The organism is Serratia sp. 22278, assembly GCF_052045405.1.
GTDB classification, from domain to species: domain Bacteria; phylum Pseudomonadota; class Gammaproteobacteria; order Enterobacterales; family Enterobacteriaceae; genus Serratia; species Serratia marcescens.
On the sequence record NZ_JBQEOW010000009.1, the window covers coordinates 154,529 to 180,675 of the forward strand.

The window sequence follows — 26,147 nt, forward strand, 5'->3', positions numbered from 1 at the left end:
CTTTCATAGCGGACACTCACGTCCGCAATGGGGCAAGCAATGGATAATCTGTCTGGGGTGAGCGTCTTTGTGCAGACCGCGGAGACGCTGAGTTTCGTTGAGGCCGGGCGCGTGCTCGGCATTTCCGCTTCCGCGGTGGGGAAAAGCATCGCCCGCCTGGAAAACCGGCTGGGCACGCGCCTGTTTCACCGCAGCACACGCAGCATGACGCTGACCGCCGAAGGCCGGCTGTTTCTGCACCGCTGCCAGCGCATTCTCGGGGAATTGGCGGCGGCGGAACGGGAAATCAGCGATACGCACAGCGCGCCGCGCGGCAAGCTGCGTGTCAGTTTGCCGCTGGTGGGCGGCCTGCTGAATCCGGTGCTGGCGGAATTTGTTCGGCGTTACCCGGAGATTGAACTGGAAACCGATTTTTCCGACCGTCGAGTCGCGGTGATCGAAGAAGGGTTCGATGCGGTGATCCGCGTGGGCGATACCGAGGACTCTCGCTTAATGAGCCGCCAACTGGGCACGTTTCACCTACAGCTGGTGGCGGCGCCGGACTATCTGCGCCGGGCGGGAATACCCCGCCAGCCGGCAGAACTGCGCGATCACGCCTGCCTGTTATACAGATTCCCCACCACCGGCAAAGTCGAGACCTGGCCGGTGGCGGGCGGAGATAAACTGCTCGACGAAGGCCTGGGCAAGCGCACGGTATGCAATACCGTCGACACGCTGATTTACCTGGCGGAACAGGGCCTGGGCATCGCCTGCCTGCCCGATTTCGCGGTACGGGAGGCGCTGGAGCAGCAGCGGCTCCAACCCGTGCTTGGCGACCAATGCCGACACAGTGGCAGTCTCAAAATTCTCTGGCCTTCCAGCAAACATCTTACACCGCGTCTCAGGGCATTTATCGACATCATGAGCGTTCGCCTTTTCTCGGCCTAAGTCCTCTACCGCGTTAGAACAAATTCAGCTTTGCTTTGCACAAAAATAGCTAAAGTGCAGCCTGCCGCGCCTGCCAGCAGCCCTGACGGCGGCGCAGTGCCGTCGTGATATTCCATTCAGCGATATGGAAGCGCCGTTCGTTCTTTCGGGACAAAGAAAACCGCCACACAATACCTTTCACCCCGCACTCGTGCATAACCATCTATAAATTCAGGTGTTAACGCCTTGTCATTATCGATAACCGCCCAATTCGCTCATCTGATATTGAACAGCCAGCCGGATCAAACCGCTCTGTCAGCCGCTCGCCGCGGCGTGAAAGATTACTTCGCCTGCGCATTGCCGATTGCCCGCGGGGCGTTGAGCGATGCCGGTCTGGCAGCGATCGGCACGACGTTTCCGCCGAACGGCAGTGAGAACCGCGCACTGCGCTATGGCTATGTCAGCCACTCGTTGGACTTCGATGATTACCATCCTGCGCTGCGTGGCCATCCGAGCACCGTAGTGCTCTCCGCCCTGCTGGCGCTGAACGGTGAGAGTGACAATGTCACTGAACTGTTAACCGCCTATGTCATCGGCGTAGAGGCCGCTGGCCGGCTGGGATTGGCCGCTGGCACGCAACATTACGTGCTGGGTTTTCACAGCACCGCCACCCTGGGCGCGGTCGCCGCCTGCGCCGCCGTGGCGCGTTATCTGCAGCTTGACCAGCGGCAAACGCAGATTGCTCTCGGCCTGGCGGCCACCCAGGCGGCGGGCCTGCGCAGCCAGTTCGGTTCGGCGGCCAAACCGCTGCACGCCGGCCTGGCGGCACGCAACGCGGTCAACGCCGCCCTGCTGGCTCAGGCCGGTTTCATCGGCCAACCGGAGGGCGTGCTGGACAGCCTGCTGGCTTCCCACGGCGACGGCCGGCAAAAACCGGAATGCCTGACCGCCGGCTGGGGCGCGCCCTGGCGCATCCTGCAGCCGGGGCTGGAGTTCAAGCGCTACCCGACCTGCGGTGGCACTCACAGCGCGGCCGAGGCGGCGCTCGCCCTGCGCGAGCGGCTGCTGGAACAAGGCGACGCCCTTGCAGAGATCGCCCTGGTTGAGGTCAGTTTTCCGCCCGGCGCAGATACCGCGCCCTATATTCGCCAACCGGCCACCGGTGTGGAAGCGCGCTTTAGCCTCGAATACGTCATCGCCGATGCGCTATACCACGGCGAGGTCGCGCTGACGCATTACGGCGAACAGCCGGTCGATGCGGCTATCGCCGCCCTGGCGGCAAAAGTTGAGCGCCATGCCGATCCTGCGGCCCCGCCGGACGCGCTCGATCCGGAGATGCGCTTCCATCGCCTGACCCTGACGCTGCAGGACGGAAGGCAAATAAGTGACATAGTCACAAGAAAGCAAACCGCCGCCCGGCCGACAGACCTCGACGCCAAGCTGCGCGCCATTTTGCAGCTGCTTCCGGGCCTCGAAGGCGAGAGCGTTATCCGCGACTGTGCGCTTATGTCCCCTGGCGCGCTGCCGCGACTGATTGCATTGTTAAATTAATAATAAAACAGGAATAACTATGAGTACTTCACCTTCAACACCATCGCGCCAACTCCGTCTCGGCCTGTTCGTTCAGGCGCTGGGGCACCACATCGGAGGGTGGCGCGCAGAAGGCGCCAGCGGTTCACCGACCGATATCGACTGGTTCACCTGGATCGCAAAAAAAGCCGAAGAAGGCACCTTCGATATGTTCTTCGTCGGCGACGCGCTGGCGACCAGCGTGCACCGCCTGCCCTCGACGATGTCACGCCTGGAGCCGCTGACGCTGCTCGCGGCGCTGGCGGTCAATACCCGCCATATCGGGCTGGCGGCGACCGCCTCCACCACTTTCGATCAACCTTTCCACCTGGCGCGCGCCATGGCCTCCATCGACCATATCAGCCACGGCCGCGCCGCATGGAACGTGGTGACCTCATTCTCCAGCGATGCGGCGCGCAACTTCAGCCGTGAAGATCTGCCGTCGCACGCCGAACGCTATGAAGTGGCGCGGGAATTCCTCGAGGCCAGCTACAAACTGTGGGACGGCTGGGAAAAAGACGCCATCGTGCGCGACAAGCAAAATGGCGTGTACGCCATCGACGAGAAAATCCACGCCGCCAACCATAAGGGCAAGCATTTCTCGGTGCAGGGCCCGCTGAACATTTCCCGCTCGCCGCAGGGGCGGCCAGTGATCATTGAGGCCGGCTCTTCCCCGGCCGGCCAACAGCTGGCGGCGGAAACCGCCGAAGTGGTGTTCACCGCCGCCGCCAGCCTGGAAGAAGGACAGGCTTTCTACCGCAGTCAGAAAAAATACGTGGCCGACGCCGGCCGCAACCCGGACCACCTGCTGATCCTGCCAGGTGTGATGCCGATTGTCGGCCGAACCAAAGAAGAAGCGCGAGAAACCTGGTATCAGCTGAATCAACTGGTGGATATCGATAACGGCATTGAGCAGCTGTCGGCACGCTTTGGTTTCGATTTGAGCGATTACCCGCTGGACGGCCCGGTGCCGAATGTGGGCGCCACCGAAGGCGGCCAAAGCCGCGTGAAACTGCTGACCGATCTGGCCGCGCGGGAAAACCTGACGCTGCGCGAGCTGGCGGCCGTCGCGGCCGGTTCGCGCGGCCACCGCGTGGTGGTAGGCACCGCCGAAGAGATCGCTGACGACTTCCAGCTGTGGCTAGAACAGCAAGGCGCAGACGGCTTCAACATCATGCCGGCGGTGTTGCCTAACCAGCTGGAACTGTTCGTCGAGCTGGTGATCCCGGAGCTGCGCCGCCGTGGCCTGTTCCGTGAAGAGTATCAGCATGCAACCCTGCGTGAAAACCTGGGTCTGCCGGAACCGGCAATCAACTTCGCTAACGTAAAATCGGCTTAATCCGCAGGGAAATCATGATGAAAACCACATTCAAACGCACCGTACTGTCCCTGCTGTTGGCTTCCTCCACGCTGGCGCCGTTGGCCGCAGCTCATGCCGCTGAAGGCGATGTTCCCTTCAAGGCGGCGGTGAAAGCTGCCGCCGATCCGGCGCTGCATGACAGCCTGCCTGAAGCTATCAAAAAGGCCGGCTATATCGTTGCCGGCACCAACCCGAACACCCCGCCGACCACCTTTTACCAGGCGGACAACAAAACGCTGGCCGGGCGTGAAATCGACGTGATGAGCGCGATTGCCGATCGCCTGGGCGTGGCGATCCACTGGAAGGACACCGGCGGTTTCGACAACATCATCCCCGGCCTGAAGTCCGGCCGTTATGACGTCGCGCTGGCCAACATTGACGCCAACAAAAAGCGCTTCCAGCAAGTGGACTTCGTCGGCTATTACAACGCTTCCAAGCTGGCCTTGATCGCCCGCAAAGACGCTGCGCTTGGCCCTTACACCGAGCTGGCCCAGCTGTGCGGCCAGACCGTCGGCGCCGGCGCAGGCACCTCGCAGATCACCCGCCTGCAGCAGGCCAGCGATCAATGCGTCGCCGCCGGCAAGCCGGCCATCACCATGCCGATCTTCCCGGACCGCCCGGCCGGGGTGCAGGCGGTGATCAGCGGCCGCGTGCCGATGTTTTTCGGCCCGTATGAAGGGTTGCGCTACCAGGCCACCCACGTTAAACCGCTGACGCTGGCCGGTGATATCAACATCGACGGCACCACGGTGGCCATCGCCCTGCCGAAAGGCTCCGAACTGGTGAAACCGGTGCAGGCGGCGCTGAATTCTCTGATCGCCGACGGCAGCTACCAGAAAATCCTCGACGGCTGGGATATCGGTTTTGGTGCCGTGAAAACCGCCGGCATCAATGAAGAGATCGCAAAATGAGTGGGCAACACCCTGTCGACGACGCGGAACTGAGCATCGTCGGCCACCGGCATTACGGGCGCTGGCTCAGCGCCCTGGTTGTGCTGCTGATCGTCGGCGTTATCATCAATTCCATGCTGCACAACCCGCGCTTTGAATGGTCGGTGGTGGCGGAAAATCTGACCGAGGCGTCCATCCTCAACGGCGTGCTCATGACGCTGAAGCTGACGGTGATTTCGGTGGTGTTCGGCTTCGCCGGCGGCGTGCTGCTGGCGCTGATGCGCCTGTCGGCCAATCCGGTATTGGTTGCGGTAAGCTGGTTCTACACCTGGTTCTTCCGTGCGGTGCCGATGCTGGTGCAGCTGTTTCTGTGGTACAACATCGCCGCGCTTTATCCGCGCATCAGCTTGTGGATCCCGTTTCTGGGCGAAGTCGCCAGCGCGCCGACCAATACCCTTATCAGCACCTTCAGCGCGGCGGTGATCGCGCTGGTGATGCATCAGTCGGCCTATGCGGCGGAGATCGTGCGCGCAGGCGTCCAAAGCGTCGGCAGCGGCCAGCTGGAAGCCGCCAAAGCGCTGGGTTACCGTCGTGGGCAAATCCTGTGGCGCGTGGTATTGCCGCAGGCGATGCGCACCATCCTGCCGCCGGCGGGCAATGAGGTGATCGGGCAGTTGAAAACCACCGCGGTGGTGTCGGTGATTGCCCTGCAGGACGTGCTGTATTCGGCGCAGATCATTTACCAACGCACCTACGAGGTCATCCCGCTGCTGCTGGTCGCCACCCTGTGGTATCTGGCCATGACTTCGATTCTGTCGATTGGCCAATACTACGTGGAGCGCTATTTTGGCCGCGGCACGCAGGCAACGCGAAGCGGCGGGTTCTTCCTCAACCGCAAAGCCCCTCAGGGAGGTGAACAATGAGCGCATCCATCCACATCAACCGGGTGCGGAAATCCTTTTCCGGCACCGAAGTGTTGAAAAACATCAGCCTGACCATTCCGGCGGGTTCAGTGACGGTGATCCTCGGCCCTTCCGGCTCCGGCAAATCCACCCTGTTGCGCTGCATCAACCACCTGGAAAAGCTGGACGGCGGCACCATTCGCGTTGGCGAACAGCTGATCGGCTATCGTCAAAAAGGCCGGCATCTGTACGAGCTGAAAGAAGCCGAGGTGGCCGAACAGCGTAAAAGCATCGGCATGGTATTTCAGCAGTTCAACTTGTTTGCGCACCGCACCGTGTTGCAAAACGTCAGCGACGCGCCGCAGCGGGTGAAAAAGGAAAAAAAAACCGAGGCGCAGGAACGGGCGAAGCAGTTGCTGGCCCGCGTCGGGTTGGAACATCGCATCAACGCCTGGCCGCGTGAACTGTCCGGCGGCCAGCAGCAACGCGTCGCCATCGCCCGCGCGCTGGCGATGAACCCGCAGGTGTTGCTGTTTGATGAACCGACTTCCGCCCTCGATCCTGAATTGGTTGGCGAAGTGCTGCAGGTGATGAAAGACTTGGCGCATTCGGGCATGACGATGGTGGTGGTCACGCATGAAATCGGCTTCGCCCGCGAAGTGGCCGACCAGATTGTCTTTATGGATCAGGGAAAGGTGGTTGAAACAGGCAGCGTGCAGCAGGTTCTGGATGCACCGGGACATGAGAGGACGCGCAACTTCCTGGCGACAGTATTGTAACCCTACGTCAGGGGGCGTTGCGTCCCCTGACGTTCAAATTCAGCCGTTATTTTTTCGGCCGATAGCGGAAAAGACGTTGAACACTTCACCCAGACCGTAAATCGCGCCGAGCAAGACGGCCACCATTACCGGCACCAGGACCACCACGGTGGCCAAGCTTTCAATCATTTCTAACATCGTTCTCTCCTGGTTTATAAGCACAGCGAATCTGCGCCGGAAGAAAAGGTTTCCGGCCAATCGATCGATTATCGTGGGGAGGCAGTCTAAAACGTGAGCCACATCACACTTGATGCGAGCTAATGTAACTTACACAATTACATTAACGCAATGCAAAAAATGCTCTGCGGGAAGACGGAATTGGCGTGGATTTTTATTGCGTATCCGCTTGATACTGCGATGAACAAGGGACGAAAGGATAGCCGGCTTGCCGCTCGACCTGCCCGGCCATTTCGGCGATGCTGGTTTGCGCCAGGCTGGCTTCCAGCGCGTGACCAACGCGCGCAAACTCTTGCTCCAGCACAGGGGTAATAGCGTGGCCGATATAACACGCATCGTTAGGCCGGGCGCGGTGCAGCATGAAATAAGGTTGATCCTCCACCGCGCGATACACGTCCAGCAGCGAGATCGCTTCTGCCGGCCGCGCCAGCAGCGCCCCGCCGCCTTGCCCCATCTGCGAATAGGTCAGCCCGGCCTCCGCCAGCGCGCCGAGGATTCGCCGCACCACCGTCGGATTGGTGTTGACGCTGCGCGCGATATCTTCGGAACGCACCGTCTGGCCACGACACAGCGTGATGTTGGTCAGAATATGGATGGCAACGGCAAATCGCGTAGAGGTAGACACCTTGGCACCTGCTCAGAGTTTCGTTTATGTCGGATTAAAACATAAGGAAAGCGTATCAGTTTCCAGTAATACACATAATGAGTAGGGATAAGCGGAATGTCAACCTGCCCCCGCCCGGCGGCGGCGGCAGGTCAGGCTTCAGTACTGATTTCTGTCACTTTATCGGGATAAAATGCCAGATGATCCTTGATCGCCACCACGGCGTTGTAAGGCATTTCATAGCTCCAGGCCGTATTGGCCCCCTGCCCGCCGTTCAGCGCGAAGGTGAAATAACTGCAGTCGCCCTTATACGGGCAGTAGCTGACGTGCTCGTTTTTCTGCAACAGCGCCATATTCACGTCCTCACGCGGAAAGTAAAACACCGGCGGATAGGTGGCTTCCTGCAGGATGAGCGCATTGCGACTGTCGGCCAGGATTTTCCCGGCAGCACGCACCACGACTCGCGTCGGATGACGGGTCAAGGTGATCGGGTGATCCGGGCCGGGGATTTTCACCGGTTTGCCGGATGCGGAAACGAGATCGGACATGGCGGCCTCCAGAGTGTGTGCCCCGCCCCCGCGAGGCGTCTTCCCAGTATAGACCAGCGGTTTTGTCGGCGGCCGCACATTCGGCGAGCAATCGCTTTTCACCGCCGCAAAATTAAGAATTTTTACCTGTTCGATTTTCTTTCTGAGGAATACATTCATCCCAACTTCTACCGGCGGGTTAATCGGATTATTTTTAATCCATTAATCAGCCAATTTACCAGGAACTCATTATGAATATTAAACGTGCCGCAGGTGTGTTGGTGGTGGTGATGGCGACGCTTTCCGTTACCGCATGTGGGCATATGTCCAATCGCGATCGCAACACGGCGATCGGCGCGGGCGTCGGCGCGGTCGGCGGCGCCGTGCTGACCGACGGCAGCACGCTGGGCACCCTCGGCGGCGCAGCGCTGGGCGGCATTATCGGCCACCAGACCAGCCGTTAATCCTCCCGTTAAAATAATTCTCTGCAGGCCGGCGCTTTTTTCATCCATAAGCGCCGGCCTGTTTTTATTTATCGAAATAACGTCCCTCAGGGCGGGGAAATAATGAATAACATTAAGCGCAGCTTTATTATTCATTAACCCGCGCCAGGGTTATTTATTGCACAGGCAGCCTGAAACGCGCCATCGCTTTTTCCAAGCGTTCCGATTCGCCCTGCAGCGACTGCGAAGCCTCGGTCACCGCGCTCACCACGTCGCCGGTTTGCTGCGCCACCTGATTCAGCGTCGCAATGCGCGCCGTCACGGCCTGAATGCTCTCCCCTTGATTGAACGACGCCAACGAGATTTCCCTCATCAGCGCGCTGCATTTGTTCACCAGATCGATAATCTGGCGCAGATTGCCCGTCAGAAGTTCGACCGCCTGCGAACCTTGATCGATTTGCAGCAGCGAACGGTTGATCAACTGCTGGATATCGCGCGTCGAATGGCTGCTTTTTTGCGCCAGCAGGCCCACCTCTTTGGCTACGATGGCAAAGCCGCGGCCGTGAACGCCGGCATGCGCGGCCTCGATCGCCGCATTCAGCGCCAGAATATGGGTCTGGAACGCCACGCTGTCGATCAGCGCGACAATGCCGCGCATCTCGGCCGATTGGTTGACGATCCCGTGCATCGAAACGTTGACAGTTTGCATCATCTGCTCACCGGCGCCGGCGCACTGCCGGGCCAATTCGGTTCGTTGGCTGGCCTGCTGGGCGTATTGGCCGTTTTCTTCCACCCGCGCCGCCAGCTGCTGCACGTGCTCGGTCGCCAACTGCAATTCCCCGTCCTGCTTCGCCGACTGCGCCGTCAACTGTCGATTGCCGTCCGCCAGCCGCTCGACGCCGTTCAGGATCCCGCTCGCCGCATCGCGCACCTCGCTTACCAGGCGCTGCAAGCCGCTTTGCATATGGCCAATGCTGGTCTGCAGCTGACGCATCTCGCGGTTCAACGCCCGCTCAGGCGGCAGCGGCCGCGAAAGATCGCCGGCGGCCAGCACGTTGAGGTGGACAATCGCCCGCTGCAGCGGTGCTATCACCCAGCGGGCGACGCCGAACCACACCCCCACGGCGATCAGCGCCAGCGCGGCCAATGCGCCAAGCGCAAAGGTCTTGGCCTGCTCCAGCGCCGCCAATTGCCGCACGTTGACGTCATCGCCACGCTGTTCGTTCAGCGCCTGATACGCGAGGTACTTTTCGTTGAAATCCGCCTGAAACGCCTGGATCGGCACGGCGAAAAACGCATCGATGCTGGCGCTGTTTTGCAACCCTTGCGCCTGTTCCTTCAGGCCGTCATAGAACAGGCGATAACTGTCTTTCAGGGCGCCCGTTGCTTCGGGCGCAGCCGCGCTCAAGCGCTCGAACCGGGCAAAGGCCTGCTTTGAAGCCGCCAACGCCGCCAACGATTCATCCAGCAGGCTATGCCAACTGCCGTCGGAGCCGGTGACTTTGTCCTGCAGATAATAGATGCCCGCGCGGTTCAGGCTGTCGCTGGCCGTCAGCAGCGACAGTCTGGCGCGATCCATCGTCGCCTGCTGGCGATGCAACCCGTCGCCCGTCACCAGGTTAACCTTGGCGTCGCGCAGAATATTGGAAATAAATACGGTGGAAAACAATTGCAGCAGAGAAAATAGCGCAATAACGCAAATTATGCCGCCTAATAAGCCCATGCTCTTGCCGATGCCAAATGCGTGCGGCAGCGCTGCCGCAGGTTTTACCCGGCGGCCAAGTGTCAGTTTTATGTTCATGATTTTTAGTCAGTCATACCAGGATGCCGCGAGTCTAACGGGCATTGATGACACCACTATTTCAGCTTGCTTTGTGTCGCCCACCGCAAACCAGGGCGACCCAATAATCGGAATTTCTCGTCAACGCTCATTTTTATTTCTTGACTTGTCTAATGCCGGATTTATAGTTTTTCCATTAAACAAGAAACAAAGTTTCATATATTAATCGACAGCGAATTTAATATATGAAACGCACATATAAAATCGTCTCAAATATAAAACTGATGAGCAAAACCACCCTATTCACAGGTGGAATTCGCTCGCCTTAATAAACCGTCTACTTTCACCAGGGGCCAGGCATGCGCAAGATCACGCTTTGTTTTTTTCTTGTTTCACCAGTAAGTTACGCGACCACTGTCGCATTGCCCAGCGACACTGCTGCCACCATGGCGCCGGTAAAAAAAAGCCGTCCGGCATTTCCGCATATTCATTGGCAAAGCGAGGATAATAAAAAGAATATTGATATCGGCGGCGCGCTGCGCGCCAATTATCGCTATGAAGACTGGCGCAGCAGCAATTATCGAAATCCTCCGCATTTACGCTTTGACGCCTTTCGCATTGATACCGCCGGCCAGGTCAACGACGCGTTTTTCGATAGCGGATTCTGGTTTCAGGATCGGCGCAAATACGCCATCGACCGCGCCTATATCGGCTACCGCCTGTCTGAGCGCTCCACCGTGCAACTGGGCGCGCCGTTCAAACCGTTCGGCCTGATGCCCTACCCGCAGTTCGGCTGGTCGTACGGCATTCCGTTTTACCTCGGCTTTGGCGTCAACACCGGACTCGGCGCCAAATACCAATACCAGCATGACGATTGGGCCTTCGACGCCGCCTACTACCCGCGCATGATGCCGACCGGCGTGCGTTACGCCCCCGACGTCGCCAGCTACGGCGATCTGAAAAACACCAACTATGCGTCACAGCACCTGCAGCGCAACGAAAAACGCGATCAGATAAACCTGCGGCTGACGCGCGCTTTCCACCAGGGCAGCTGGGACAATGAGCTCGGCGGTTCGCTGGCGGCCTCGCGGCTCTACAACCAGGCGACCGGCGATAACGGCAGCTTCTGGGCGGCGGGCCTGCATACGCTGGTGAATAACGATCCCTGGCATCTGTCCGGCCAGGTGATCCGCTACGGTTACGACGCCAAAGGCCCGGCCGGGGCCAATAATTCGGTGATCCTGATGGGCGGCAACGGCCTGACGCCGGCCTATCTGATCCCGTCGCAGGCCACCACCGCCGCCATCAACCTGGCGCGCGACGTCGACGTACCCTGGGGGCCGGTGAAAAAGCTGCGCTTCTACAACGACTACAGCGTGCTCTGGAAGGATAAGCACGGCGGTTCCGACTCCAAAATGAATACGCTCGGGGTGCAGGTGTTCGCCATGCCGGTGATGCTGTGGGTGGATCTGACCTGGGCGCAGAACGCCAACCCGTGGGGCGGCGTGGAAAACGCCACCGGCTGGACCGGCGCCCAGTCCTCCGGCAGCAATAAATGGTATTTTCGCACCAACGTAAACATCGGTTACTACTTCTGAGCGCGGCGGGATCTACACTGAAGTATCGCCGTCAATCGGAGAAATCATGATGCTGAGCGCGCAAACGCTGCATATTGCCATTAACCGCCCCTGTGACGAGGTGTACGCCTTTCTCAGCCAGCCGGAAAATTTCCCCTTGTGGGCCAGAGGGTTAGCCAACAGCTTACGGCGGGAAGGGGAAGATTGGGTGGCAAACACCCCACAAGGGCCGATCCGCATTCGCTTCAGCGCGCCGAATGCCTTCGGCGTGCTGGATCATTGGGTGACGCTGCCGGATGGCGGCGTGGTCTACGTGCCGCTGCGCGCGCTCGCCAACCGGCGCGGCACCGAGGTGATCTTCACCCTGTTCCGCCAGCCGGAGATGGACGACGCGTTGTTCGCCCGCGACGTCGGGCTGGTGAACGCCGATCTGCAGGCGCTGAAGCGCCTGCTGGAATCGCGCTAATCCCCCTTACCCCTTGACCGACGACACCACGTTAAGCGGCTGGGCGTCCGGCAGAATATTCATGTGCTCCAGCACCTGGGCCATGATCTTGCCGAACACCGGCCCGGCCACCGAACCGCCGAAGTGCTTGCCGGCTTTCGGGTTGTTGACCATCACCACCAGCGCCACCTGCGGATCGCTGGCGGGCGCCACGCCGGCGGTGTAGTTGATGTAGCCGCCGTCGTATTTGCCGCTGGGGCCCATTTTCTCGGCGGTACCGGTTTTGATCGCCAGCCGATAGCCCGGCACCGCGGCGCTCACCCCGCTGCCGCCCGGCAAGGCGTCGCTCTCCATCATATGCACCACGGATCGTACCGTATCCGCCGGCAGAATACGTTGCCCCATTACCGGCGGCGTCACCTTGGTGATCGACAGCGGCCGATAAATGCCGAAGGAACCGATAGCGGCATATTCGCGCGCCATCTGCAGCGGCGTCACGCGCAGCCCATAGCCGAAGGAGAAGGTAGCGCGTTCGATATCGGCCCAGCGTTCACGGTGCTGCGGCAGATAGCCGCTGCTCTCGTTGCCGATGCCGAGCTCGGTCGGCCGCCCCAGGCCAAAGCTGCGGTAGACCGCCGGCAGCACCGTGGCCGGCAGCGCCAGCGCAATATGCGATACCGCGATGTCGCTCGATTTTTGCAGCACGCCGGTGATGGTCAGTTTCGACCAGTGGCCGACGTCTTTGATCAGGTGACCGTTCACCCGATACGGCGTGGTGTCCAACACGGTATCCGGCCGGATCAGCTTATGTTCCAACCCCACCATCACCACCACCGGTTTCACCGTCGAACCCGGTTCGAAGCTGTCGCTGCTGCACACGTTGCGGATATCTTTCGCCGGCGTGCTGCCATAGTTGTTCGGGTTGAACGATGGATAGCTGGCCATGCCGAGGATTTCGCCGGTGTCGATCTTGACCAGCACCGCGCAGCCTGAGTCGGCCTGGTTAGCCACCACGCCGTCGCGGATCTGCGCATAGAGCACGTACTGGATAAATTTGTCGATGCTGAGCGTCACGTTCGGCGGCGGCACCGGATCCACGCTTTTGAGCACGCCGATCACCGCGCCGCTGCCATCCTTCTGATAGACCCGCAGGCCGTTTTTTCCCTGCAACAGCGGGTTGAACCCCAGCTCAATGCCCTCCAGCCCCTGATTGTCCTGGCCGACGATGCCGATCAGCCCGGCGGCATCCTGGCCCATCGGATAAAAGCGGCTGAAATCCTGCTCGGCGCTGACGCCGGTCAGGTGCAGTTTGCTGATGTAGGCGGCGTTGTCGTCCTCCACCTTGCGCGCCAGGTAGACAAAACGTTTGTGCGCGTTGCTCTGGATCAGATGCTGGATGTCCGCCAGCGGGATCTTCAGCACGTTGGCCATGCTCTGCCAGCGTTCGTTGCCGGTATCGGTCTGGGTATCGAGAATATGCTTCGGATCCAGCACGATGTCTTTGGACGACACGCTGACCGCCAGCGCCTCATCGTTGCGATCGGTGATCATGGCGCGGTTGGTCGGCACCACCTGGGTGCGGATCGAACGCTGGTCAGCCTGATTGGCCAACTGCTGGTGTTCCAGCAGTTGCAGGTAGCCGACCCTGAACGCCAACAGAAAAAAACAGACCAGCATGCCGGCGCAAATCCAGCCGAAACGAACTGTGGAATAGGTTTTACCGCTCTTTTTGGTCGATGGCGCCACTGTTGTGTTAACCCTGCGTTTTTATTCAGTTTATGGTGTTATTTCAGTCTACCTTGCCGGAAATGGTCAGGAGATTGCAGTTTGTAAGAAAGTAAAAACAAACCGCATCACCGTTGCACATCCGCGCTGTCGTTTAACTGCGGTTTACTTTGCAGCGTATCGCCGGGCTGTGGCGCGTTGGCCGGGTCAAAAATGTGGTCGAGGATCGCGCGCGCGGTCGGCCCCGCCACCACGCCATCGCCGCCGCCGTTTTCCAGGATCAGCGCCATCGCCACCCGGGGATTTTTGTAGGGCGCAAACAGCGTATAAAAGATGTGATCGCGCAGCCGCACCGGGATCATTTTGGCGTTGTAAGTCTGGTTTTGCTTCAGGCTGAACACTTGCGAGGTGCCGGATTTGGCGGCGATCTGATACGGCGCGGTATGGAACAGCTTGTAACCGGTGCCGTTCGGCAAGTTGGCCATGCCGTACATGCCGTTGCGCACGATGCCCCAGTAAGGCGAGTTGGGATCGCCGATCTGCGCCGCTTGCGCCGGCGGCTGGTAGCGCGTCACCCGGTTGCCCTGCTGCAGCGAATACAGCAGGTGCGGCGTTTTCACCTTGCCGTTGTTGAGCAGCGTGGTCAACGCTTTCACCATCTGGATCGGCGTCGCCACCCAATACCCCTGGCCGATGCCCACCGAGACCGTATCCCCCTGATACCAGCCCTTTTTGTGCACCTTCAGTTTCCAGTCGCGGCTTGGCAGCACGCCGCGGTACTCTTCGTTCAGATCGATGCCGGTCGACTGACCGTAGCCGAATTGGCTCAGCCAATGGTGAATGCGATCGATGCCCATCTCATACGCCACCTGATAAAAGAAGGTATCGGCGGACTCCTCAATCGCTTTGGTGACATTGAGCATGCCGTGGCCGGTTTTCAGCCAGTCGCGGTAACGGCGCTCGGTGCCGGGCAGCGTCCAGGTCGGCGCGCCGAAAAAGGTGGTGGTGGGCGTGATCACCCCGGCGAACAGCGCCGAAACGGCCATATAGGGCTTCACCGTGGAAGCCGGCGGGTACAACCCTTGGGTAACGCGGTTGATGAGCGGCAGCTCCGGATTGCTCAACAACGTTTTATAGGCCTGATAGCCGATGCCTTTGACGAAGGGATTGGGATCGTAACTGGGGCTGGAGACCATCGCCAGAATGCCGCCGTCGCGCGGATCTTCCACCACCACCGCGGCGCGTTGCCCCTTTAGCACCGATTCAATGTACTGCTGCAGCGGCAGATCCAGCGTCAGGTAAATGTTTTTGCCGGCCTGCGGCGGCTGTTCCTTCAGCAGCCGGATCACCCGCCCGTGGTTATCCACTTCCACCTCCTGATAGCCGGTGGTGCCGTGCAGCTCTGACTCGTAATAGGCTTCGATGCCCTGTTTGCCGATGTTGCGGTCGGCGGCGTAGTTTTCGCTCAGGCCGGCCTTGTCCAGGCGCTTGAGATCGCTGTCGTTGATCTTCGACACATAGCCCAGCACGTGCGCCAGCTGAGCGCCGTAAGGATATTCACGCTGTTGATAGGTATCGATTGTTACCCCGTCGAAACGGTATTGATTGACGGCAAAACGCGCCACCTCGGTGTCGCTCAGCCCGGTTTTTAGCGTCACCGGCTTGTAGCGGCTGTTGTGGTGCATATCGTCGCGAAACGCGCTGATGTCTTCCGGCGTCAGATCGACGATCGGCGTCAGCGCCTGCAGCAGCGCCGCCATGTCGGTGATTTTGCTGGGCGTGATCTCGATACGATACAGTGTCACGTTTCGCACCAGCGGAGTGCCGTTGCGATCGAAGATTAACCCGCGGCTGGGAGCGAGCGGCAGCATCTTGATGTCGTTCTGGTTGGAGCGCGTCTGGTAAAAACCATGCTGGCGGATTTGCAGCCGGTAGAGATTGGCGATCAGCACGCCGAAACAGGCCACCACCAGCGCCAGCGCCACGCCCGCCCGGCGGATGAACAGCCTCTCTTCCGCGGAATGATCGCGAATTTTTTCTTTTAACAGGGCCATGCGGTGCCGGTACCTTTTGCGTCACATTTCCCCGCAAAATCAGGGAACTGAAAAGCCGGCAAGCATAGCGTTATCGGGCGCGCCGCCCCATGAAAAGGTTGCTAATGAAATGGCATAACTGTTTCAGCATATTGGAATGTTACCGGCGGCGTTTTTTTCACCGCGATCCCCATTGAGCCGCCGTTCGCCTCAATGCTACAATGTGATATAAATCACATTATTCCCGTTATTCCCCCGCATTTACCTGTCGGCGCCCTGCCGGATGCGGCTTTTTGTTACATAGGATCGAGTTCGATGAGTACCATTGCCACCGGTTTAGTCATGATGCGCTGGGAGTTGCTGAGCGCCGTGATGATGTTCTTCGCCAGCCAGTTAAACGTCGTTTGCCGTAAAACCAGCCGCAACGGCATGGCGTTCATGTTCAGCAGCCTGGGCCTGTTTACCGCCTGCTGGTTCGTGATGGGCCTGATGGGCATCCACCTCACCCTGGAAGCCTTCACCCAATTCTGGTCATCGGCCTGGGATCGCTACGTGGACGTGGTCAGCACCATGCCGGCCGATTGGCCGATGCCGTAACCTCGCTGCACGGGCGGCGCATCTGCCGCCCCGCCGATTATTCCTCGTCCGTTGGCGCCGCCGCCAGTCGCGCCATCAACGCCCCCGCCTCTATCAACAGCGCCTGCTCCCGCTCCGTTAAACAACTTTCCATCGCCGCCAGCAGCCACGCCTCGCGTCGGCTGCGGCTTTGCTGCAGCAGGCCCAGCCCGGCGGGCGTCAGGCGCACCCGTACCCGGCGTTTGTCTTCGGCATCCGGCGTGCGCACCAGCAGCCCATCACCCTCCAGCTCACGCAAGGCGGCCGCCAGGTTAGAGGAGCGCATGCGCTCCGATTCCGCCAGCAGCGACGGCGTCGCCTCGCCGCCGTGGCGATCGATAGCCCCCAACAGCATCAACTGGGCCCAGGATTTTTCGTCGCTCCGCGACTCGCGCCGCAAACGGCGCACCAGCGACATTAACTGCGTGCGCAGCAGCGTCACGTCTTCAGGGTGATCTTTTTTCATTGGCATCAATAGATAACGATAGATTTGTCCGTACTTTCACACCGAGACTGGGAACGGTCAACCGAAATTGGCGGACGAAATATGCCAGCTCGCTATTGGCGGGTGCCGGCGTTGGGCGGCAACACCGCATGCACCGCCAAAGCGAACAGCAGACCGATGCCACCGCCCAGCAACACATTGACCACCCTTTCTGCGGCGATCGACGGCGCTTTTCCGACAATCACCAACGCGCAGGCGATGCAGGCGCAACGGGCGCCAAACCCCAAGGTATAACGATGAAAAGACACCAGTGTGAGCATCGTCACCACGCTCAGCAGTTCATAACCCACATTGCCATGCGGCATGAGGCTGCCCAGCAAAATACCGACGGGCACGCCCAGCAATGCGCCTGACGCACGCTGGCGGAGTTTGTTGCGCGTAGCGGCCATATCGCCGCTGATCACGCTGACGGCCGACCAGATCACCCATTGCCCGTAATCGAGGTGTTGCCACTCAACGATCGCCGCCGACAGTGCAACGGCACAACTTACGGCGAGCAAAGCCTCGCCGCAGGCCACGCGAGCGCCAAGCTCATCGCTGCGGCGCAGCTGGAGATAATGATGCAGGCTGTCACTCGTCGACAGCTGCGCTAGCCGCCGATGCTCTGCCAGTGCAAGCATCAGCACCGGCAAGACGGCTGCCCCCAGAAAAGGGAGCTGCGCCCAGCCGCATTGGGCTAATGGCGCGCCGGCGCCACCTTCAGCGGTTTCACACGCCAGATAAAGAGCCGGAATAAAAATAAAATTCCCCAGGGATCGCAGCTTGCCGCCGAACGCGGAGATCCCAACCGCCGCCGCCGCTGCCAACACGCACGCCAAAATGAAGATTACCGACGTGTGCATGGCGCACAGCAGCGCCATAAAGAGCAGCAGCAATGCCGCCGCATGCAGCGCCACGCCGAGCGGCGCCAGTTCAAGGCGCTCACAAACGACAAACAGCGATATGGTGACCACCGAAGCCTTCAGCCAGTTGGCATTGCCTGTCGCCAGGCTCAGGGCCAGCAACGGCGCCAACACCCATGCTCCCCGTCGCAGCTGACGCCAGGCGATTTCTTCACGCAGCAGCTTCACAATGCGCTCAGCTGTTCCAGCGTGACGATATCGGCAATAGTGGCAAGCGTTTCCATCGAGATCCGGTGCTCTTCCGCCGTGGCCGCCGCGCAAGCCTCTTCCAGTATCAGCACCTGATAATCGCGATCGTGCGCGTCGCGCGCCGTCGCCTGTACCGCCCAGGTGCTGCTGACCCCACAGATCACCAACCGTTCAATGCGGCGGGCGCGCAGCGTCGCATCCAGATTGGTGCCATAAAACGCGCTGACGCGCGGTTTTACGATGGTTAACTCCCCCAAATCAGACGCTAAATCAGGATGAAAATCCGTGCCCGGCTGGCCCAGTGCGATAGCGCCAAATTGATGCGCCTGCCCAAACATCCGCGAGTATTTGGGTTGATCGACATAGCCGGCCGCGAAACCGACTTTAACCAATATGCGCAGCCAATCCTTGCGCTGCGCGAGAGACAATGCGCTATTTGCCCGCGCGATAGCATCGCGCTCAATGACCTGCTGCGCCGAGCGCGCAATTTTTCCTTCCGGGTGGGAGATATCCACGATGTAATCCAGAGCGATCAGTGCGGTATTCATAGAAAGCGTCTCCTTGCCGCAGACACGGCGAAATGGGTAGAGAGAGTGTGGCGCCGCCGAATTGTTGAGCGGCTTGGTGGAGTAGCTTAAAATAAATACCTATGATAATATAGCTATTAATTTATAGCTAAATGTAACAACGCCGCCGACGGGCTTTACGTTTTCTCACGCATTTCCCCCGCGCCGGCCAGTTCGCGGTGTTATTATTATCTTGCTTAACAAATCCCTCCAAATTCAAAGTGGTACGACAAGTCGATGGAAGCGTGGAAAGTCAATCTGATCTCGGTCTGGCTCGGGTGTTTCTTCACCGGGCTGGCGATGAGCCAAATCCTCCCTTTTCTGCCGCTGTACGTCGAACAGCTCGGCGTCAGCGATCATCAGTCCCTCAGCCTGTGGTCCGGGCTGGTGTTCAGCGGCACCTTTTTGGTCTCGGCGGTGGTGTCGCCGCTGTGGGGCAGCCTCGCCGACCGCAAAGGCCGCAAGCTGATGCTGCTGCGCGCTTCGCTGGGTATGGCGATCGTCATCGCCCTGCAGGGGCTGGCCACCAACGTCTGGCAGCTGTTCGCGCTGCGCGCCCTGATGGGGCTGACGTCCGGCTATATTCCCAACGCCATGGCGCTGGTCGCCTCGCAGGCGCCACGCGATAAAAGCGGCTGGGCGCTGGGCACGCTCTCTACCGGGCAGATCTCCGGCGTGATCGCCGGGCCGCTGCTGGGCGGGTTGATGGCCGACCATCTGGGGCTGCGGGTGGTGTTTTTCGTCACCGCCGGGCTGATGTTCGTCAGCTTCCTGGTGACGCTGTTTCTGATTAAAGAACGGCGCATCACGGTGAAAAAAGCGGATCAGCTAAGCGGCAAGGCGGTATTCCGTTCGCTGCCTTATCCAACGCTGATCGTCACGCTGTTCGTTTGTACCCTGATGATCCAGCTGGCTAACTCCTCCATCAGCCCGATCCTGACGCTGTTCATCCGCGAACTGTCGGGCGACGTCAGCAATATCGCCTTTGTCAGCGGCATGATTGCCGCCGTGCCCGGCATTGCGGCGCTGATCTCGGCGCCACGCCTCGGGCGGCTCGGCGATCGCATCGGCACCGCGCGCATCCTGATCGCCGCGCTGCTGTTCACCACCGGCCTGTTCGCCGTGATGGCCTGGGTGAATACGCCGCTGCAGCTGGGCATTCTGCGCTTCCTGCTGGGGTTCGCCGACGGCGCGCTGATGCCGGCGGTGCAGGCGCTGCTGCTGAAGTATTCCTCCGATCAGGTGACCGGGCGCATCTTCGGCTATAACCAATCCTTTATGTACCTGGGCAACGTGGTTGGCCCGCTGCTGGGATCGGGCATTTCGGCGATGATGGGGTTCCGCTGGGTGTTCGCCGTCACGGCGGTATTGGTGCTTTGCAATGCGCTGCAGCTGCGGCATCAGTTCAAAAAAGTGGAAAATAAACGCGCGGGATAACGAGGAATGTGGGGAAACGCCTCAAGCAGTGGCGGGACAATGACGCCCATCAACCGTACCACCACTGCCAAAGGCGGCCGTAGCCTACTCGACGCGGCGGTCATTTAATATTTATGTAAGTAAATAAAGTGTTGCGGGCGCGTTGAGGGCCGCAGCAGCGGCCCTTGTGGCTCAGAACATGGTATTGTCGTTAGCCGATTTCTCCGGCACATCCTGATTGACGTCCCAATGCTCGGTGATTTTCCCCTGATCGTTCACCCGATAAATATCCACGCTGGCGGTGCCGCGATCCTGCGGGTTATTTTGGTATTTGACGTGAACGTAGACCAGATCGCCGTTGACCGCGCTGCGGTATATTTTGGCGCTGTATTGCGGATTGTCTTTGAAGGTCTGGCTGAAGAAATCGAGGAACGGCTTGATGCCGTCGCCGACGAACGGGTTATGCTGCTTGTAGTTTTCCACAATCAGCCTCTGCGCCACGCCGATGTCGTGGCGGTTGAAGAAGCCCGCGTACAGATCCTCCACCACCTTCAGCTTTTGCTGGGCATGATGATAACCGCCTTTGCCGGCCGACTTTTGCGACGCCGTCTGATCCGTTGACAACGCCGGGTAACTCGCCAGCAAGCCGCCGACGATCGCACAGGTGATCAATGCCTTTTTCATAACTGCTCCTTAGTTTCCTGAGTGACCTACGATTTTCAGCTGCCCTTTCAGATGGGTGAAGCTGCCGTCCCTGGCGGCGATGTTGGTGTACACCTCGCCGCGCTCAAAGTCCTCGATATGCGTCACGTTGTCGCCGGACTGCGGTTCGTGCCAATAGACCATGTAGACCTTCGGCCGAATCTCCACCGCGGTGTACTGCACCGTATCGGTGATGCCCTGCGACGCCTCGCCGATACCGGTGAAGGTCATGGTCTTGTCATCGGTAAAATCCAGCTTGAAGGCGAAATCGCCGAAGGTCACCTGCACCACTTTACCGACCGCAATAAACTGCCCGTGTTTTTCCGTCATCGTCGCCGCCTTACTGTTTGTCAGGGAGGGTTGCGCCGCCATAGCGGCAGGCAATGCCAGGGGGAAAGTCAGGGCTATCGCCAGCGCGATGCCCGTTCGTTTCACTGTTTTCATCGTTCCTTCTCCTTTCCGTGGTTGAAAACGAGAATCATTATTATTTCTTAAGCATTGATGGAAATATAAGAATAATCTCTATTACCATCAGGCACCTGGCAGCAAAAAAAGACGAGGGAAAATCGCCGTAAAATGGCATGGCAATAGCGCGTTCTGGCCCTTGGTTTTTACGCAATGAACGGGATTACTGCTTTCAAGGAAGGAAACAACTCGGGGATTCGATAGGTCTATAGCGTAGATCGCTTTAAGCTAATGCGTATTTGTTCTTAGGCCGCCCACCGCTGCGAAACGGCGACGAACGGCACGGCGTTTAACGCAGCCAAGGCGTATAGGTGACGCCAACCAGCAGTCCTTCCGGGCTGAGCAACCGGGTAACGCTTTGCCCCCACGGCTCTTCGCGGTTGGCGACCAACAGCCGATAACCGCGATCGACCAGCCCCTGGGTGGCTACCGCCATGTCGGCTACGTCAAACTCGATCCACGCCTGCGGCACCGCGAGATCCGCCGGCCAGCGATCGTCGCCAAAACAGGACTGCGCCGCCTGCGCCAGCGGCCACAGGGCGAAATGCTTCACGCCGCCCAGCGCGCCCTGCTCGGCCAGCAGATAGGTTTCGTTGCCCGGCATCGGCTTGAGCGGCAACCCCAGCGCCTCGACATAAAACGCCTCGCTCTCGTCGCTCTCACGCGTGATCGGCCCGAATCCGGCGACGAACAACACGCCCAGCCCGGCAAATGGTTGATCCATGCTTGCACTCCCTTCCGGTTAGCGCCCCTGCCGCACCTGCAGCGGAGCAAATCCATAGGCCGCCTTGAAGCGGTTGCTGAAATGGCTGGCGGAGCTGAAGCCGCACGCCAGCGCGATCTCGGTGATCGGCTGTTGGCTGTGGCGCAACAGCTGTTCCGCCCGCTGCAGCCGCGCGCGCATCACAAACTGGTGCGGCGCCAAGCCGGTCGAATGTTTGAACATGCGAGCAAAATGGTATTCGCTCAACCCGGCCTGCGCCGCCAGATCGGCCAACAACAAAGGCCGATCCAGGTGGCTTGCGATATATTCCCGCACCCGCCTGGCTACCGCGGGAGCCAGGCCGCCGCGCGCCGCCGGCAGCTTCCACTGCAGCTGGCTGTAGCGCTGGATCAGGTGCGACATCAGCAGGTTCGAGGCGCTGCTGAGCGCCAGCAGGTTGGCGCTGTCCCGCCAGTCGCAGTTGAGCAAAAACTGACGATACAGCAGCGTGATCTGCGGATCTTCGCCGAAGCTGCGTTGCTCCACGTTGATCGCCGCCGGGCTGCGATCCCAGGTTTGCTCCGCCAGCCGGCGCAGATGCCCGTCGGTGCAATACAGATGCACAAACGACAGATCGCTGCGCACATCCCAGGTGGAAGCGTACTGGCGCGGCATGATGCAGAACCGATCCGGCCCGCCGCCGTTGCGCCAGCCGCCCGGCACCTGCTGGTAGCACTCATAGCCGTCGGCGACGTACAGGCTCAGGGTATGGTGGTCGGCGCTTTCCTGCGTGACGCGATCGTTGCAGTTGGACCAGGCCGCCAGCTCCACGCCGGTGCCCAGCAGCACGCTGCCGTGCAGCCGCGCCTTGTGCTCACGCAGTGTTTCAAACGCCTGATAGTTGGACATCGCCGGCCCCGTTGTTCGACATGCTGACAGTGTAAAGAGTGGCGCCGCGGCATGCCAGCGGCCGCCCCGCGCTTTTGGCAAAAAAAGCGCAAGAATATGCAACTGGGCGCAAAGCGCTGCAAGCGCCGCCGCGCGCCAAAGCGGATACTGCGCCATCGGTTTTTTCGGAGTGAATAGAATGAATGCGCTGTTGTACCTCGCCGTGGTGCTGATTTGGGGCACCACCTGGATTGCGATCACCCTGCAACAGGAAGGCCCGGTGGCCATTGCCGTCTCAATCGCTTACCGCTTCGCCATTTCCGCCGCGGTGATGTTCGCCGTGCTGTTGCTAACGCGCCGCCTGCGCCGTCTCGCCCCGCGCGATCATCTGTTCTGCGTGCTGCAGGGCTGCTGCGTGTTCGGCTTCAACTTCTTCTGCTTTTACCACGCGGCGGCTTACATCAGCAGCGGGCTGGAATCGGTGATCTTCTCGATGGCGGTGCTGTTCAACGCCCTCAACAGCCTGCTGTTCTTCCGCCAGCGCCCCAGCCCCAACCTGCTGCCGGCGGCGCTGCTGGGGTTGACCGGCATCGTGGCGCTGTTCTGGCAAGATCTGGCCGCCACCCGCATGGCGCCGGAGCTACTTAAAGGCATCGGCCTGAGCGCGCTCGGCACCTACGGCTTCTCGCTGGGCAATATGATCAGCGCGCGTCATCAGCGCCGCGGGCTGGATATTTTTTCCACCAATACCTATGCCATGACCTACGGCGCGCTGTTAATGGCGCTGATCGCCCTGGCACAGGGCGCATCGTTCCAGATCGAATTCAGCAGCCGCTATATCGGCTCCCTGCTGTACCTGGCGATCTTCGGATCGGTGATCGCCTTCGCCGCCTACTTCAGCCTGCTCGGCCGCATCGGCGCCGGCGCGGCGGCCTACAGCACCCTGCTGTTCCCGCTGGTGGCGCTGACCATCTCAACGATTTACGAAGGCTACCAGTGGCACTTCAACGCCGTGCTGGGCCTGTGCCTGATTTTGCTGGGCAACCTGGTGATGTTCGCCAAGCCGGGGCTGAAGTGGCGGCGGGCGGGTATCTCAAAACAAAACTCAACCCTTTGAAGCCATTGGCGAATATCGTTATCATCAGGTTTTGTTGATAACGGATGATGGCCAATGCTCAGAAGTGATGATGTGACACCCCGCGCCTACAAACAGGTGGACGTTTTCACCGCCACGCCGCTGCAGGGCAATCCCGTGGCGGTGGTGCTGGAAGCCGAAGGGCTGAACGACGCGCAGATGCTGGCATTGGCCCGTTGGACCAACCTTTCGGAAACCACCTTTGTGCTTAAGCCGACGCACCCGGCGGCGGATTATAAGGTGCGCATCTTCACCACCGAAAAAGAGCTGCCCTTCGCCGGCCACCCGACGCTGGGCACTGCCCACGCCCTGCTGGAAGCCGGATTGACGCCCAAACGCCCTGGAACGGTGATGCAGGAATGCGGCGTCGGCCTGGTGGCGGTCAATATCCAGCCGGAAGGCACCTTGGCGTTCGCCGCGCCCGAAGTTGAGTTCCGCCCAATGGCGGCTGAGGAAACCGAACGGTTGACGGCCGCTTTACGGCCCGCGGTGATTGCAGCAGGCACCCCGCCGGTGATTGCCGAGATGGGCATTCGCTGGCTGATGGTGCGCCTGCCGGACGCGCAGTCCTGCCTGGCGGTAACGCCGGATCAGGCCACGATTAAACAGCTGCAAACGGCGTGTGATGTGGATGGCGTGGTGATCTATGGCGTCAGCTCTGCAACCGAACCGGTCGATTACGAAATGCGCGCATTTATGGTGGAATGCGGCGCCTTGATCGAAGATCCGGTAACGGGCAGCGCCAACGCCTGCCTGGCGCGCTTGCTGCAGGCCAACCGCTTCCCCGACGGCGACCGAACCGCGCAGGGCTACCTGGTGCGCCAGGGCACCCAACTGAAGCGAGATGGCCGCGTGAGCGTGCGCTTTATTGACGGCGAACCCTGGATCGGAGGGCACTGCCGCACCCTGATTAACGGCACATTGGGTATTTAGTATGCCTCCTACCGTTTCGAACTTTTTCTGCGGCACAAAATGCCGCTATTATTCATACAATATTTTAAAACTACCTGTAACATCGAAAACATGATCATAGGTACTTAACGCAACCCTTGCTTTTCCTGAACTGTATTCCTCCAGCAAGTCAAAGCTTGACTCTGAATACTTCTCATAAGGATAGTCATCGACTTTATAGATAGACATCCTTTCTATATCACTAAAAAAGAACTCTATTTTCACATCAGCCTCATTCAAAACCTCTGGCTCGCATGCCGATAACGAAAGCAACGCTTTAATTTTAAATGTGAAAGGAGAAAGACTCACTTCATGTTCAGAGATAATCAAGGCATCTCGCCCTTGAATGATCCCATACTTAGTCTTTATTGCTTGCACCTTCATCTTTAGCTCACTCTCTACTTAAATGATAACTAAGAAAGACATTGCGCTGTATATTCCAGACAAGCTAGTCGTCATATCGGTTAATTTCAATGCCGCACTTTTCAGAAGCATTTTATCCCCTGGGAGTTGGTCTCTTCTGCTACTCAATCCCAGCGGATCCACCCACATCCGCGGGTCCGTAGTAGCGGAACTGTAGTGCAGACCGCTTTCGTCGTCCTGATATTGCCCGGCGTAGCACAGCGGCTTCTGGTATTGCGCGCCCTGCCGCTTCGCCGCGTTGGTTACCTCCAGCGGCGCGCTATTCAGATCGGTTTGATACCAGTAAATATCCGCCAAGCGGCTGTCACCCGCCTGCTCCAACGCCGCCAGCGGGCTCGCCGCATCGTTATTTAAAAGTCCATCAGTGCATAAAGCCGAGCATTTAAAATTAGTAAATCAAAATCAGATCAATAATCTTTATAACTAAGTTCTAAGCAACGATACAAACTCTTTAAATCCTTCTATTACAGTTTCCTCGTCTGATAATTCTCTTCGTTCATTAATTATATAGTTCCCGGTTTCAACATCAATGATCTCCAACATACAAGATGCATCATCCCACACCGTAAAACGCGCAATCTTCGTATCGTCATCTATATCAACAACCAGACTATCTGTAAAATCATTAGCATTGTACTTAACTTCATAATGGCTATTGGATAAGATCCAATCACTTATTTTTTTGAGCATGTTGAAGTTCCCGTTGTGCTTTGCACAACCTTACCTGTGGAAACCTTTTTTTCATATTCTGCCGGTCCCATCCAGCGACCAACAGTAACCTCAGTCAACCCATACGGGTCCACCCACATCAGCGGGTTCGGCGCATACTGATACAGGTTCAACCCACCTTCCAACCCTATCGGATCCTGCGTGGTGAAACGCCCCACCTCGGGTTCGTAGTAGCGGAACAGGTTGTAGTGCAGGCCGCTTT

Annotated in this window: 28 protein-coding genes and 2 pseudogenes; 13 read left to right on the plus strand and 17 right to left on the minus strand. The window is 59.2% G+C overall.

What is annotated here, in order from left to right; genetic code table 11:
- The first annotated feature begins 39 nt into the window (after positions 1-39).
- The 6 genes from ACTJJ6_RS17335 to ACTJJ6_RS17360 all read left to right on the plus strand — a co-directional run bounded on the left by ACTJJ6_RS17335 (position 40) and on the right by ACTJJ6_RS17360 (position 6,406).
- Positions 40-927, plus strand: coding sequence for a LysR family transcriptional regulator (locus ACTJJ6_RS17335; protein ID WP_060445175.1), 888 nt, complete (start codon positions 40-42; stop codon positions 925-927).
- 225 nt (positions 928-1,152) lie between these two features.
- Complete coding sequence (locus tag ACTJJ6_RS17340) at positions 1,153-2,457, plus strand: MmgE/PrpD family protein (protein ID WP_060445176.1); 1,305 nt, start codon at positions 1,153-1,155, stop codon at positions 2,455-2,457.
- Positions 2,458-2,476: 19 nt separating this feature from the next.
- The gene (locus tag ACTJJ6_RS17345; protein WP_016927776.1) at positions 2,477-3,814 is read left to right on the plus strand and encodes an LLM class flavin-dependent oxidoreductase; all 1,338 of its coding nucleotides are present in this window, start codon (positions 2,477-2,479) and stop codon (positions 3,812-3,814) included.
- A 17-nt stretch (positions 3,815-3,831) separates the two neighbouring features.
- Positions 3,832-4,746 (plus strand): ABC transporter substrate-binding protein, encoded by a 915-nt coding sequence (locus tag ACTJJ6_RS17350; protein ID WP_016927777.1) that lies wholly within the window; start codon positions 3,832-3,834, stop codon positions 4,744-4,746.
- On the plus strand, positions 4,743-5,648 hold the full coding sequence (locus ACTJJ6_RS17355; protein ID WP_049299026.1) for an amino acid ABC transporter permease: 906 nt from the start codon (positions 4,743-4,745) through the stop codon (positions 5,646-5,648). The genes ACTJJ6_RS17350 and ACTJJ6_RS17355 overlap by 4 nt, the downstream gene beginning before the upstream one ends.
- A complete protein-coding gene (locus tag ACTJJ6_RS17360) occupies positions 5,645-6,406 on the plus strand; it encodes an amino acid ABC transporter ATP-binding protein (protein ID WP_049299024.1) in 762 nt (253 codons plus the stop codon). Before ACTJJ6_RS17355 ends, ACTJJ6_RS17360 begins: the two co-directional genes overlap by 4 nt.
- Before the next feature lie 39 nt (positions 6,407-6,445).
- Here ACTJJ6_RS17360 and ACTJJ6_RS17365 read toward each other — a convergent pair whose 3' ends face one another.
- The 3 genes from ACTJJ6_RS17365 to ACTJJ6_RS17375 all read right to left on the minus strand — a co-directional run bounded on the left by ACTJJ6_RS17365 (position 6,446) and on the right by ACTJJ6_RS17375 (position 7,774).
- Positions 6,446-6,583, minus strand: a complete 138-nt coding sequence (locus ACTJJ6_RS17365; RefSeq protein WP_016927779.1) for an AcrZ family multidrug efflux pump-associated protein — start codon at positions 6,581-6,583, stop codon at positions 6,446-6,448.
- Positions 6,584-6,776: 193 nt separating this feature from the next.
- Positions 6,777-7,247: an Rrf2 family transcriptional regulator gene (locus tag ACTJJ6_RS17370; protein ID WP_016927780.1), complete on the minus strand. Its 471-nt coding sequence runs from the start codon at positions 7,245-7,247 to the stop codon at positions 6,777-6,779.
- A gap of 131 nt (positions 7,248-7,378) precedes the next feature.
- A complete protein-coding gene (locus ACTJJ6_RS17375) occupies positions 7,379-7,774 on the minus strand; it encodes a DUF427 domain-containing protein (protein ID WP_016927781.1) in 396 nt (131 codons plus the stop codon).
- 230 nt (positions 7,775-8,004) lie between these two features.
- On the opposite strand from ACTJJ6_RS17375, the gene osmB reads away from it, so the two are divergent.
- Positions 8,005-8,217, plus strand: coding sequence for an osmotically-inducible lipoprotein OsmB (gene osmB / locus ACTJJ6_RS17380; protein WP_004940700.1), 213 nt, complete (start codon positions 8,005-8,007; stop codon positions 8,215-8,217).
- Between the two features lie 154 nt (positions 8,218-8,371).
- Here osmB and ACTJJ6_RS17385 read toward each other — a convergent pair whose 3' ends face one another.
- A complete protein-coding gene (locus tag ACTJJ6_RS17385; RefSeq protein WP_440802278.1) occupies positions 8,372-9,997 on the minus strand; it encodes a methyl-accepting chemotaxis protein in 1,626 nt (541 codons plus the stop codon).
- Positions 9,998-10,335: 338 nt separating this feature from the next.
- Between ACTJJ6_RS17385 and ACTJJ6_RS17390 the strand changes: the two genes are divergently transcribed.
- Together ACTJJ6_RS17390 and ACTJJ6_RS17395 are read left to right on the plus strand one after the other, a co-directional pair.
- Positions 10,336-11,574: a hypothetical protein gene (locus ACTJJ6_RS17390; protein ID WP_440802276.1), complete on the plus strand. Its 1,239-nt coding sequence runs from the start codon at positions 10,336-10,338 to the stop codon at positions 11,572-11,574.
- 46 nt (positions 11,575-11,620) lie between these two features.
- Entirely contained in the window at positions 11,621-12,019 is a 399-nt protein-coding gene (locus ACTJJ6_RS17395) for a hypothetical protein (protein WP_016927784.1), read from the plus strand.
- Positions 12,020-12,025: 6 nt separating this feature from the next.
- Here ACTJJ6_RS17395 and ACTJJ6_RS17400 read toward each other — a convergent pair whose 3' ends face one another.
- Positions 12,026-13,744 carry a penicillin-binding transpeptidase domain-containing protein gene (locus tag ACTJJ6_RS17400; protein ID WP_016927785.1) on the minus strand — a complete coding sequence of 573 codons (1,719 nt, stop codon included), beginning with the start codon at positions 13,742-13,744 and terminating at the stop codon, positions 12,026-12,028.
- Positions 13,745-13,851: 107 nt separating this feature from the next.
- Complete coding sequence (gene mrdA, locus ACTJJ6_RS17405) at positions 13,852-15,777, minus strand: penicillin-binding protein 2 (protein ID WP_049299020.1); 1,926 nt, start codon at positions 15,775-15,777, stop codon at positions 13,852-13,854.
- A gap of 294 nt (positions 15,778-16,071) precedes the next feature.
- On the opposite strand from mrdA, the gene ACTJJ6_RS17410 reads away from it, so the two are divergent.
- Complete coding sequence (locus ACTJJ6_RS17410; protein WP_004940713.1) at positions 16,072-16,353, plus strand: YjcB family protein; 282 nt, start codon at positions 16,072-16,074, stop codon at positions 16,351-16,353.
- Between the two features lie 37 nt (positions 16,354-16,390).
- On the opposite strand, the gene ACTJJ6_RS17415 is transcribed toward ACTJJ6_RS17410, so the two are convergent.
- The 3 genes from ACTJJ6_RS17415 to ACTJJ6_RS17425 all read right to left on the minus strand — a co-directional run bounded on the left by ACTJJ6_RS17415 (position 16,391) and on the right by ACTJJ6_RS17425 (position 18,515).
- Complete coding sequence (locus ACTJJ6_RS17415) at positions 16,391-16,837, minus strand: MarR family winged helix-turn-helix transcriptional regulator (protein ID WP_060445182.1); 447 nt, start codon at positions 16,835-16,837, stop codon at positions 16,391-16,393.
- 92 nt (positions 16,838-16,929) lie between these two features.
- Positions 16,930-17,946 carry an FUSC family protein gene (locus ACTJJ6_RS17420; RefSeq protein ID WP_143778974.1) on the minus strand — a complete coding sequence of 339 codons (1,017 nt, stop codon included), beginning with the start codon at positions 17,944-17,946 and terminating at the stop codon, positions 16,930-16,932.
- Complete coding sequence (locus tag ACTJJ6_RS17425) at positions 17,943-18,515, minus strand: isochorismatase family cysteine hydrolase (RefSeq protein ID WP_033633093.1); 573 nt, start codon at positions 18,513-18,515, stop codon at positions 17,943-17,945. Before ACTJJ6_RS17425 ends, ACTJJ6_RS17420 begins: the two co-directional genes overlap by 4 nt.
- Positions 18,516-18,770: 255 nt before the next feature.
- Between ACTJJ6_RS17425 and ACTJJ6_RS17430 the strand changes: the two genes are divergently transcribed.
- Positions 18,771-19,970: a multidrug efflux MFS transporter gene (locus ACTJJ6_RS17430; protein ID WP_015377824.1), complete on the plus strand. Its 1,200-nt coding sequence runs from the start codon at positions 18,771-18,773 to the stop codon at positions 19,968-19,970.
- Positions 19,971-20,141: 171 nt separating this feature from the next.
- Here the strand turns inward: ACTJJ6_RS17430 and ACTJJ6_RS17435 are convergent, their stop codons facing one another.
- From ACTJJ6_RS17435 to ACTJJ6_RS17450, 4 genes are all read right to left on the minus strand, one after another.
- On the minus strand, positions 20,142-20,633 hold the full coding sequence (locus tag ACTJJ6_RS17435) for a nuclear transport factor 2 family protein (protein ID WP_033640394.1): 492 nt from the start codon (positions 20,631-20,633) through the stop codon (positions 20,142-20,144).
- Positions 20,634-20,642: 9 nt separating this feature from the next.
- Entirely contained in the window at positions 20,643-21,095 is a 453-nt protein-coding gene (locus tag ACTJJ6_RS17440) for a MoaF-related domain-containing protein (RefSeq protein WP_440802268.1), read from the minus strand.
- A gap of 310 nt (positions 21,096-21,405) precedes the next feature.
- Positions 21,406-21,840, minus strand: a complete 435-nt coding sequence (locus ACTJJ6_RS17445) for a glyoxalase (RefSeq protein ID WP_440802266.1) — start codon at positions 21,838-21,840, stop codon at positions 21,406-21,408.
- Positions 21,841-21,858: 18 nt separating this feature from the next.
- Positions 21,859-22,728 (minus strand): helix-turn-helix domain-containing protein, encoded by an 870-nt coding sequence (locus tag ACTJJ6_RS17450; protein ID WP_085058677.1) that lies wholly within the window; start codon positions 22,726-22,728, stop codon positions 21,859-21,861.
- 178 nt (positions 22,729-22,906) lie between these two features.
- Here ACTJJ6_RS17450 and ACTJJ6_RS17455 point away from each other — a divergent pair, with 178 nt between their 5' ends.
- Positions 22,907-23,824, plus strand: a complete 918-nt coding sequence (locus tag ACTJJ6_RS17455) for a DMT family transporter (RefSeq protein ID WP_151254808.1) — start codon at positions 22,907-22,909, stop codon at positions 23,822-23,824.
- Positions 23,825-23,878: 54 nt separating this feature from the next.
- Positions 23,879-24,775, plus strand: coding sequence for a PhzF family phenazine biosynthesis protein (locus tag ACTJJ6_RS17460; protein ID WP_240429900.1), 897 nt, complete (start codon positions 23,879-23,881; stop codon positions 24,773-24,775).
- 48 nt (positions 24,776-24,823) lie between these two features.
- Here the strand turns inward: ACTJJ6_RS17460 and ACTJJ6_RS17465 are convergent, their stop codons facing one another.
- From ACTJJ6_RS17465 to ACTJJ6_RS17480, 4 genes and pseudogenes are all read right to left on the minus strand, one after another.
- Positions 24,824-25,177: a hypothetical protein gene (locus ACTJJ6_RS17465; protein ID WP_151254807.1), complete on the minus strand. Its 354-nt coding sequence runs from the start codon at positions 25,175-25,177 to the stop codon at positions 24,824-24,826.
- Between the two features lie 141 nt (positions 25,178-25,318).
- A pseudogene (locus ACTJJ6_RS17470) lies at positions 25,319-25,552 on the minus strand (RHS repeat-associated core domain-containing protein); the annotation flags it as partial.
- An 87-nt stretch (positions 25,553-25,639) separates the two neighbouring features.
- Positions 25,640-25,906 (minus strand): immunity protein TriTu family protein, encoded by a 267-nt coding sequence (locus ACTJJ6_RS17475; protein WP_089184587.1) that lies wholly within the window; start codon positions 25,904-25,906, stop codon positions 25,640-25,642.
- Positions 25,907-25,908: 2 nt separating this feature from the next.
- Positions 25,909-26,147, minus strand: a pseudogene (locus ACTJJ6_RS17480) (RHS repeat-associated core domain-containing protein); the annotation flags it as partial.

Coding starts and splice junctions, on each gene's coding strand:
- ACTJJ6_RS17335 (WP_060445175.1), top strand. CDS start 40: ATGGATAATCTGTCTGGGGTGAGCGTCTTTGTGCAGACCGCGGAGACG.
- ACTJJ6_RS17345 (WP_016927776.1), top strand. CDS start 2,477: ATGAGTACTTCACCTTCAACACCATCGCGCCAACTCCGTCTCGGCCTG.
- ACTJJ6_RS17350 (WP_016927777.1), top strand. CDS start 3,832: ATGAAAACCACATTCAAACGCACCGTACTGTCCCTGCTGTTGGCTTCC.
- ACTJJ6_RS17355 (WP_049299026.1), top strand. CDS start 4,743: ATGAGTGGGCAACACCCTGTCGACGACGCGGAACTGAGCATCGTCGGC.
- ACTJJ6_RS17360 (WP_049299024.1), top strand. CDS start 5,645: ATGAGCGCATCCATCCACATCAACCGGGTGCGGAAATCCTTTTCCGGC.
- ACTJJ6_RS17365 (WP_016927779.1), bottom strand. CDS start 6,583: ATGTTAGAAATGATTGAAAGCTTGGCCACCGTGGTGGTCCTGGTGCCG.
- ACTJJ6_RS17375 (WP_016927781.1), bottom strand. CDS start 7,774: ATGTCCGATCTCGTTTCCGCATCCGGCAAACCGGTGAAAATCCCCGGC.
- osmB (WP_004940700.1), top strand. CDS start 8,005: ATGAATATTAAACGTGCCGCAGGTGTGTTGGTGGTGGTGATGGCGACG.
- ACTJJ6_RS17385 (WP_440802278.1), bottom strand. CDS start 9,997: ATGAACATAAAACTGACACTTGGCCGCCGGGTAAAACCTGCGGCAGCG.
- ACTJJ6_RS17390 (WP_440802276.1), top strand. CDS start 10,336: ATGCGCAAGATCACGCTTTGTTTTTTTCTTGTTTCACCAGTAAGTTAC.
- ACTJJ6_RS17395 (WP_016927784.1), top strand. CDS start 11,621: ATGATGCTGAGCGCGCAAACGCTGCATATTGCCATTAACCGCCCCTGT.
- mrdA (WP_049299020.1), bottom strand. CDS start 15,777: ATGGCCCTGTTAAAAGAAAAAATTCGCGATCATTCCGCGGAAGAGAGG.
- ACTJJ6_RS17410 (WP_004940713.1), top strand. CDS start 16,072: ATGAGTACCATTGCCACCGGTTTAGTCATGATGCGCTGGGAGTTGCTG.
- ACTJJ6_RS17415 (WP_060445182.1), bottom strand. CDS start 16,837: ATGAAAAAAGATCACCCTGAAGACGTGACGCTGCTGCGCACGCAGTTA.
- ACTJJ6_RS17425 (WP_033633093.1), bottom strand. CDS start 18,515: ATGAATACCGCACTGATCGCTCTGGATTACATCGTGGATATCTCCCAC.
- ACTJJ6_RS17430 (WP_015377824.1), top strand. CDS start 18,771: ATGGAAGCGTGGAAAGTCAATCTGATCTCGGTCTGGCTCGGGTGTTTC.
- ACTJJ6_RS17435 (WP_033640394.1), bottom strand. CDS start 20,633: ATGAAAAAGGCATTGATCACCTGTGCGATCGTCGGCGGCTTGCTGGCG.
- ACTJJ6_RS17440 (WP_440802268.1), bottom strand. CDS start 21,095: ATGAAAACAGTGAAACGAACGGGCATCGCGCTGGCGATAGCCCTGACT.
- ACTJJ6_RS17445 (WP_440802266.1), bottom strand. CDS start 21,840: ATGGATCAACCATTTGCCGGGCTGGGCGTGTTGTTCGTCGCCGGATTC.
- ACTJJ6_RS17450 (WP_085058677.1), bottom strand. CDS start 22,728: ATGTCCAACTATCAGGCGTTTGAAACACTGCGTGAGCACAAGGCGCGG.
- ACTJJ6_RS17455 (WP_151254808.1), top strand. CDS start 22,907: ATGAATGCGCTGTTGTACCTCGCCGTGGTGCTGATTTGGGGCACCACC.
- ACTJJ6_RS17460 (WP_240429900.1), top strand. CDS start 23,879: ATGCTCAGAAGTGATGATGTGACACCCCGCGCCTACAAACAGGTGGAC.
- ACTJJ6_RS17465 (WP_151254807.1), bottom strand. CDS start 25,177: ATGAAGGTGCAAGCAATAAAGACTAAGTATGGGATCATTCAAGGGCGA.
- ACTJJ6_RS17475 (WP_089184587.1), bottom strand. CDS start 25,906: ATGCTCAAAAAAATAAGTGATTGGATCTTATCCAATAGCCATTATGAA.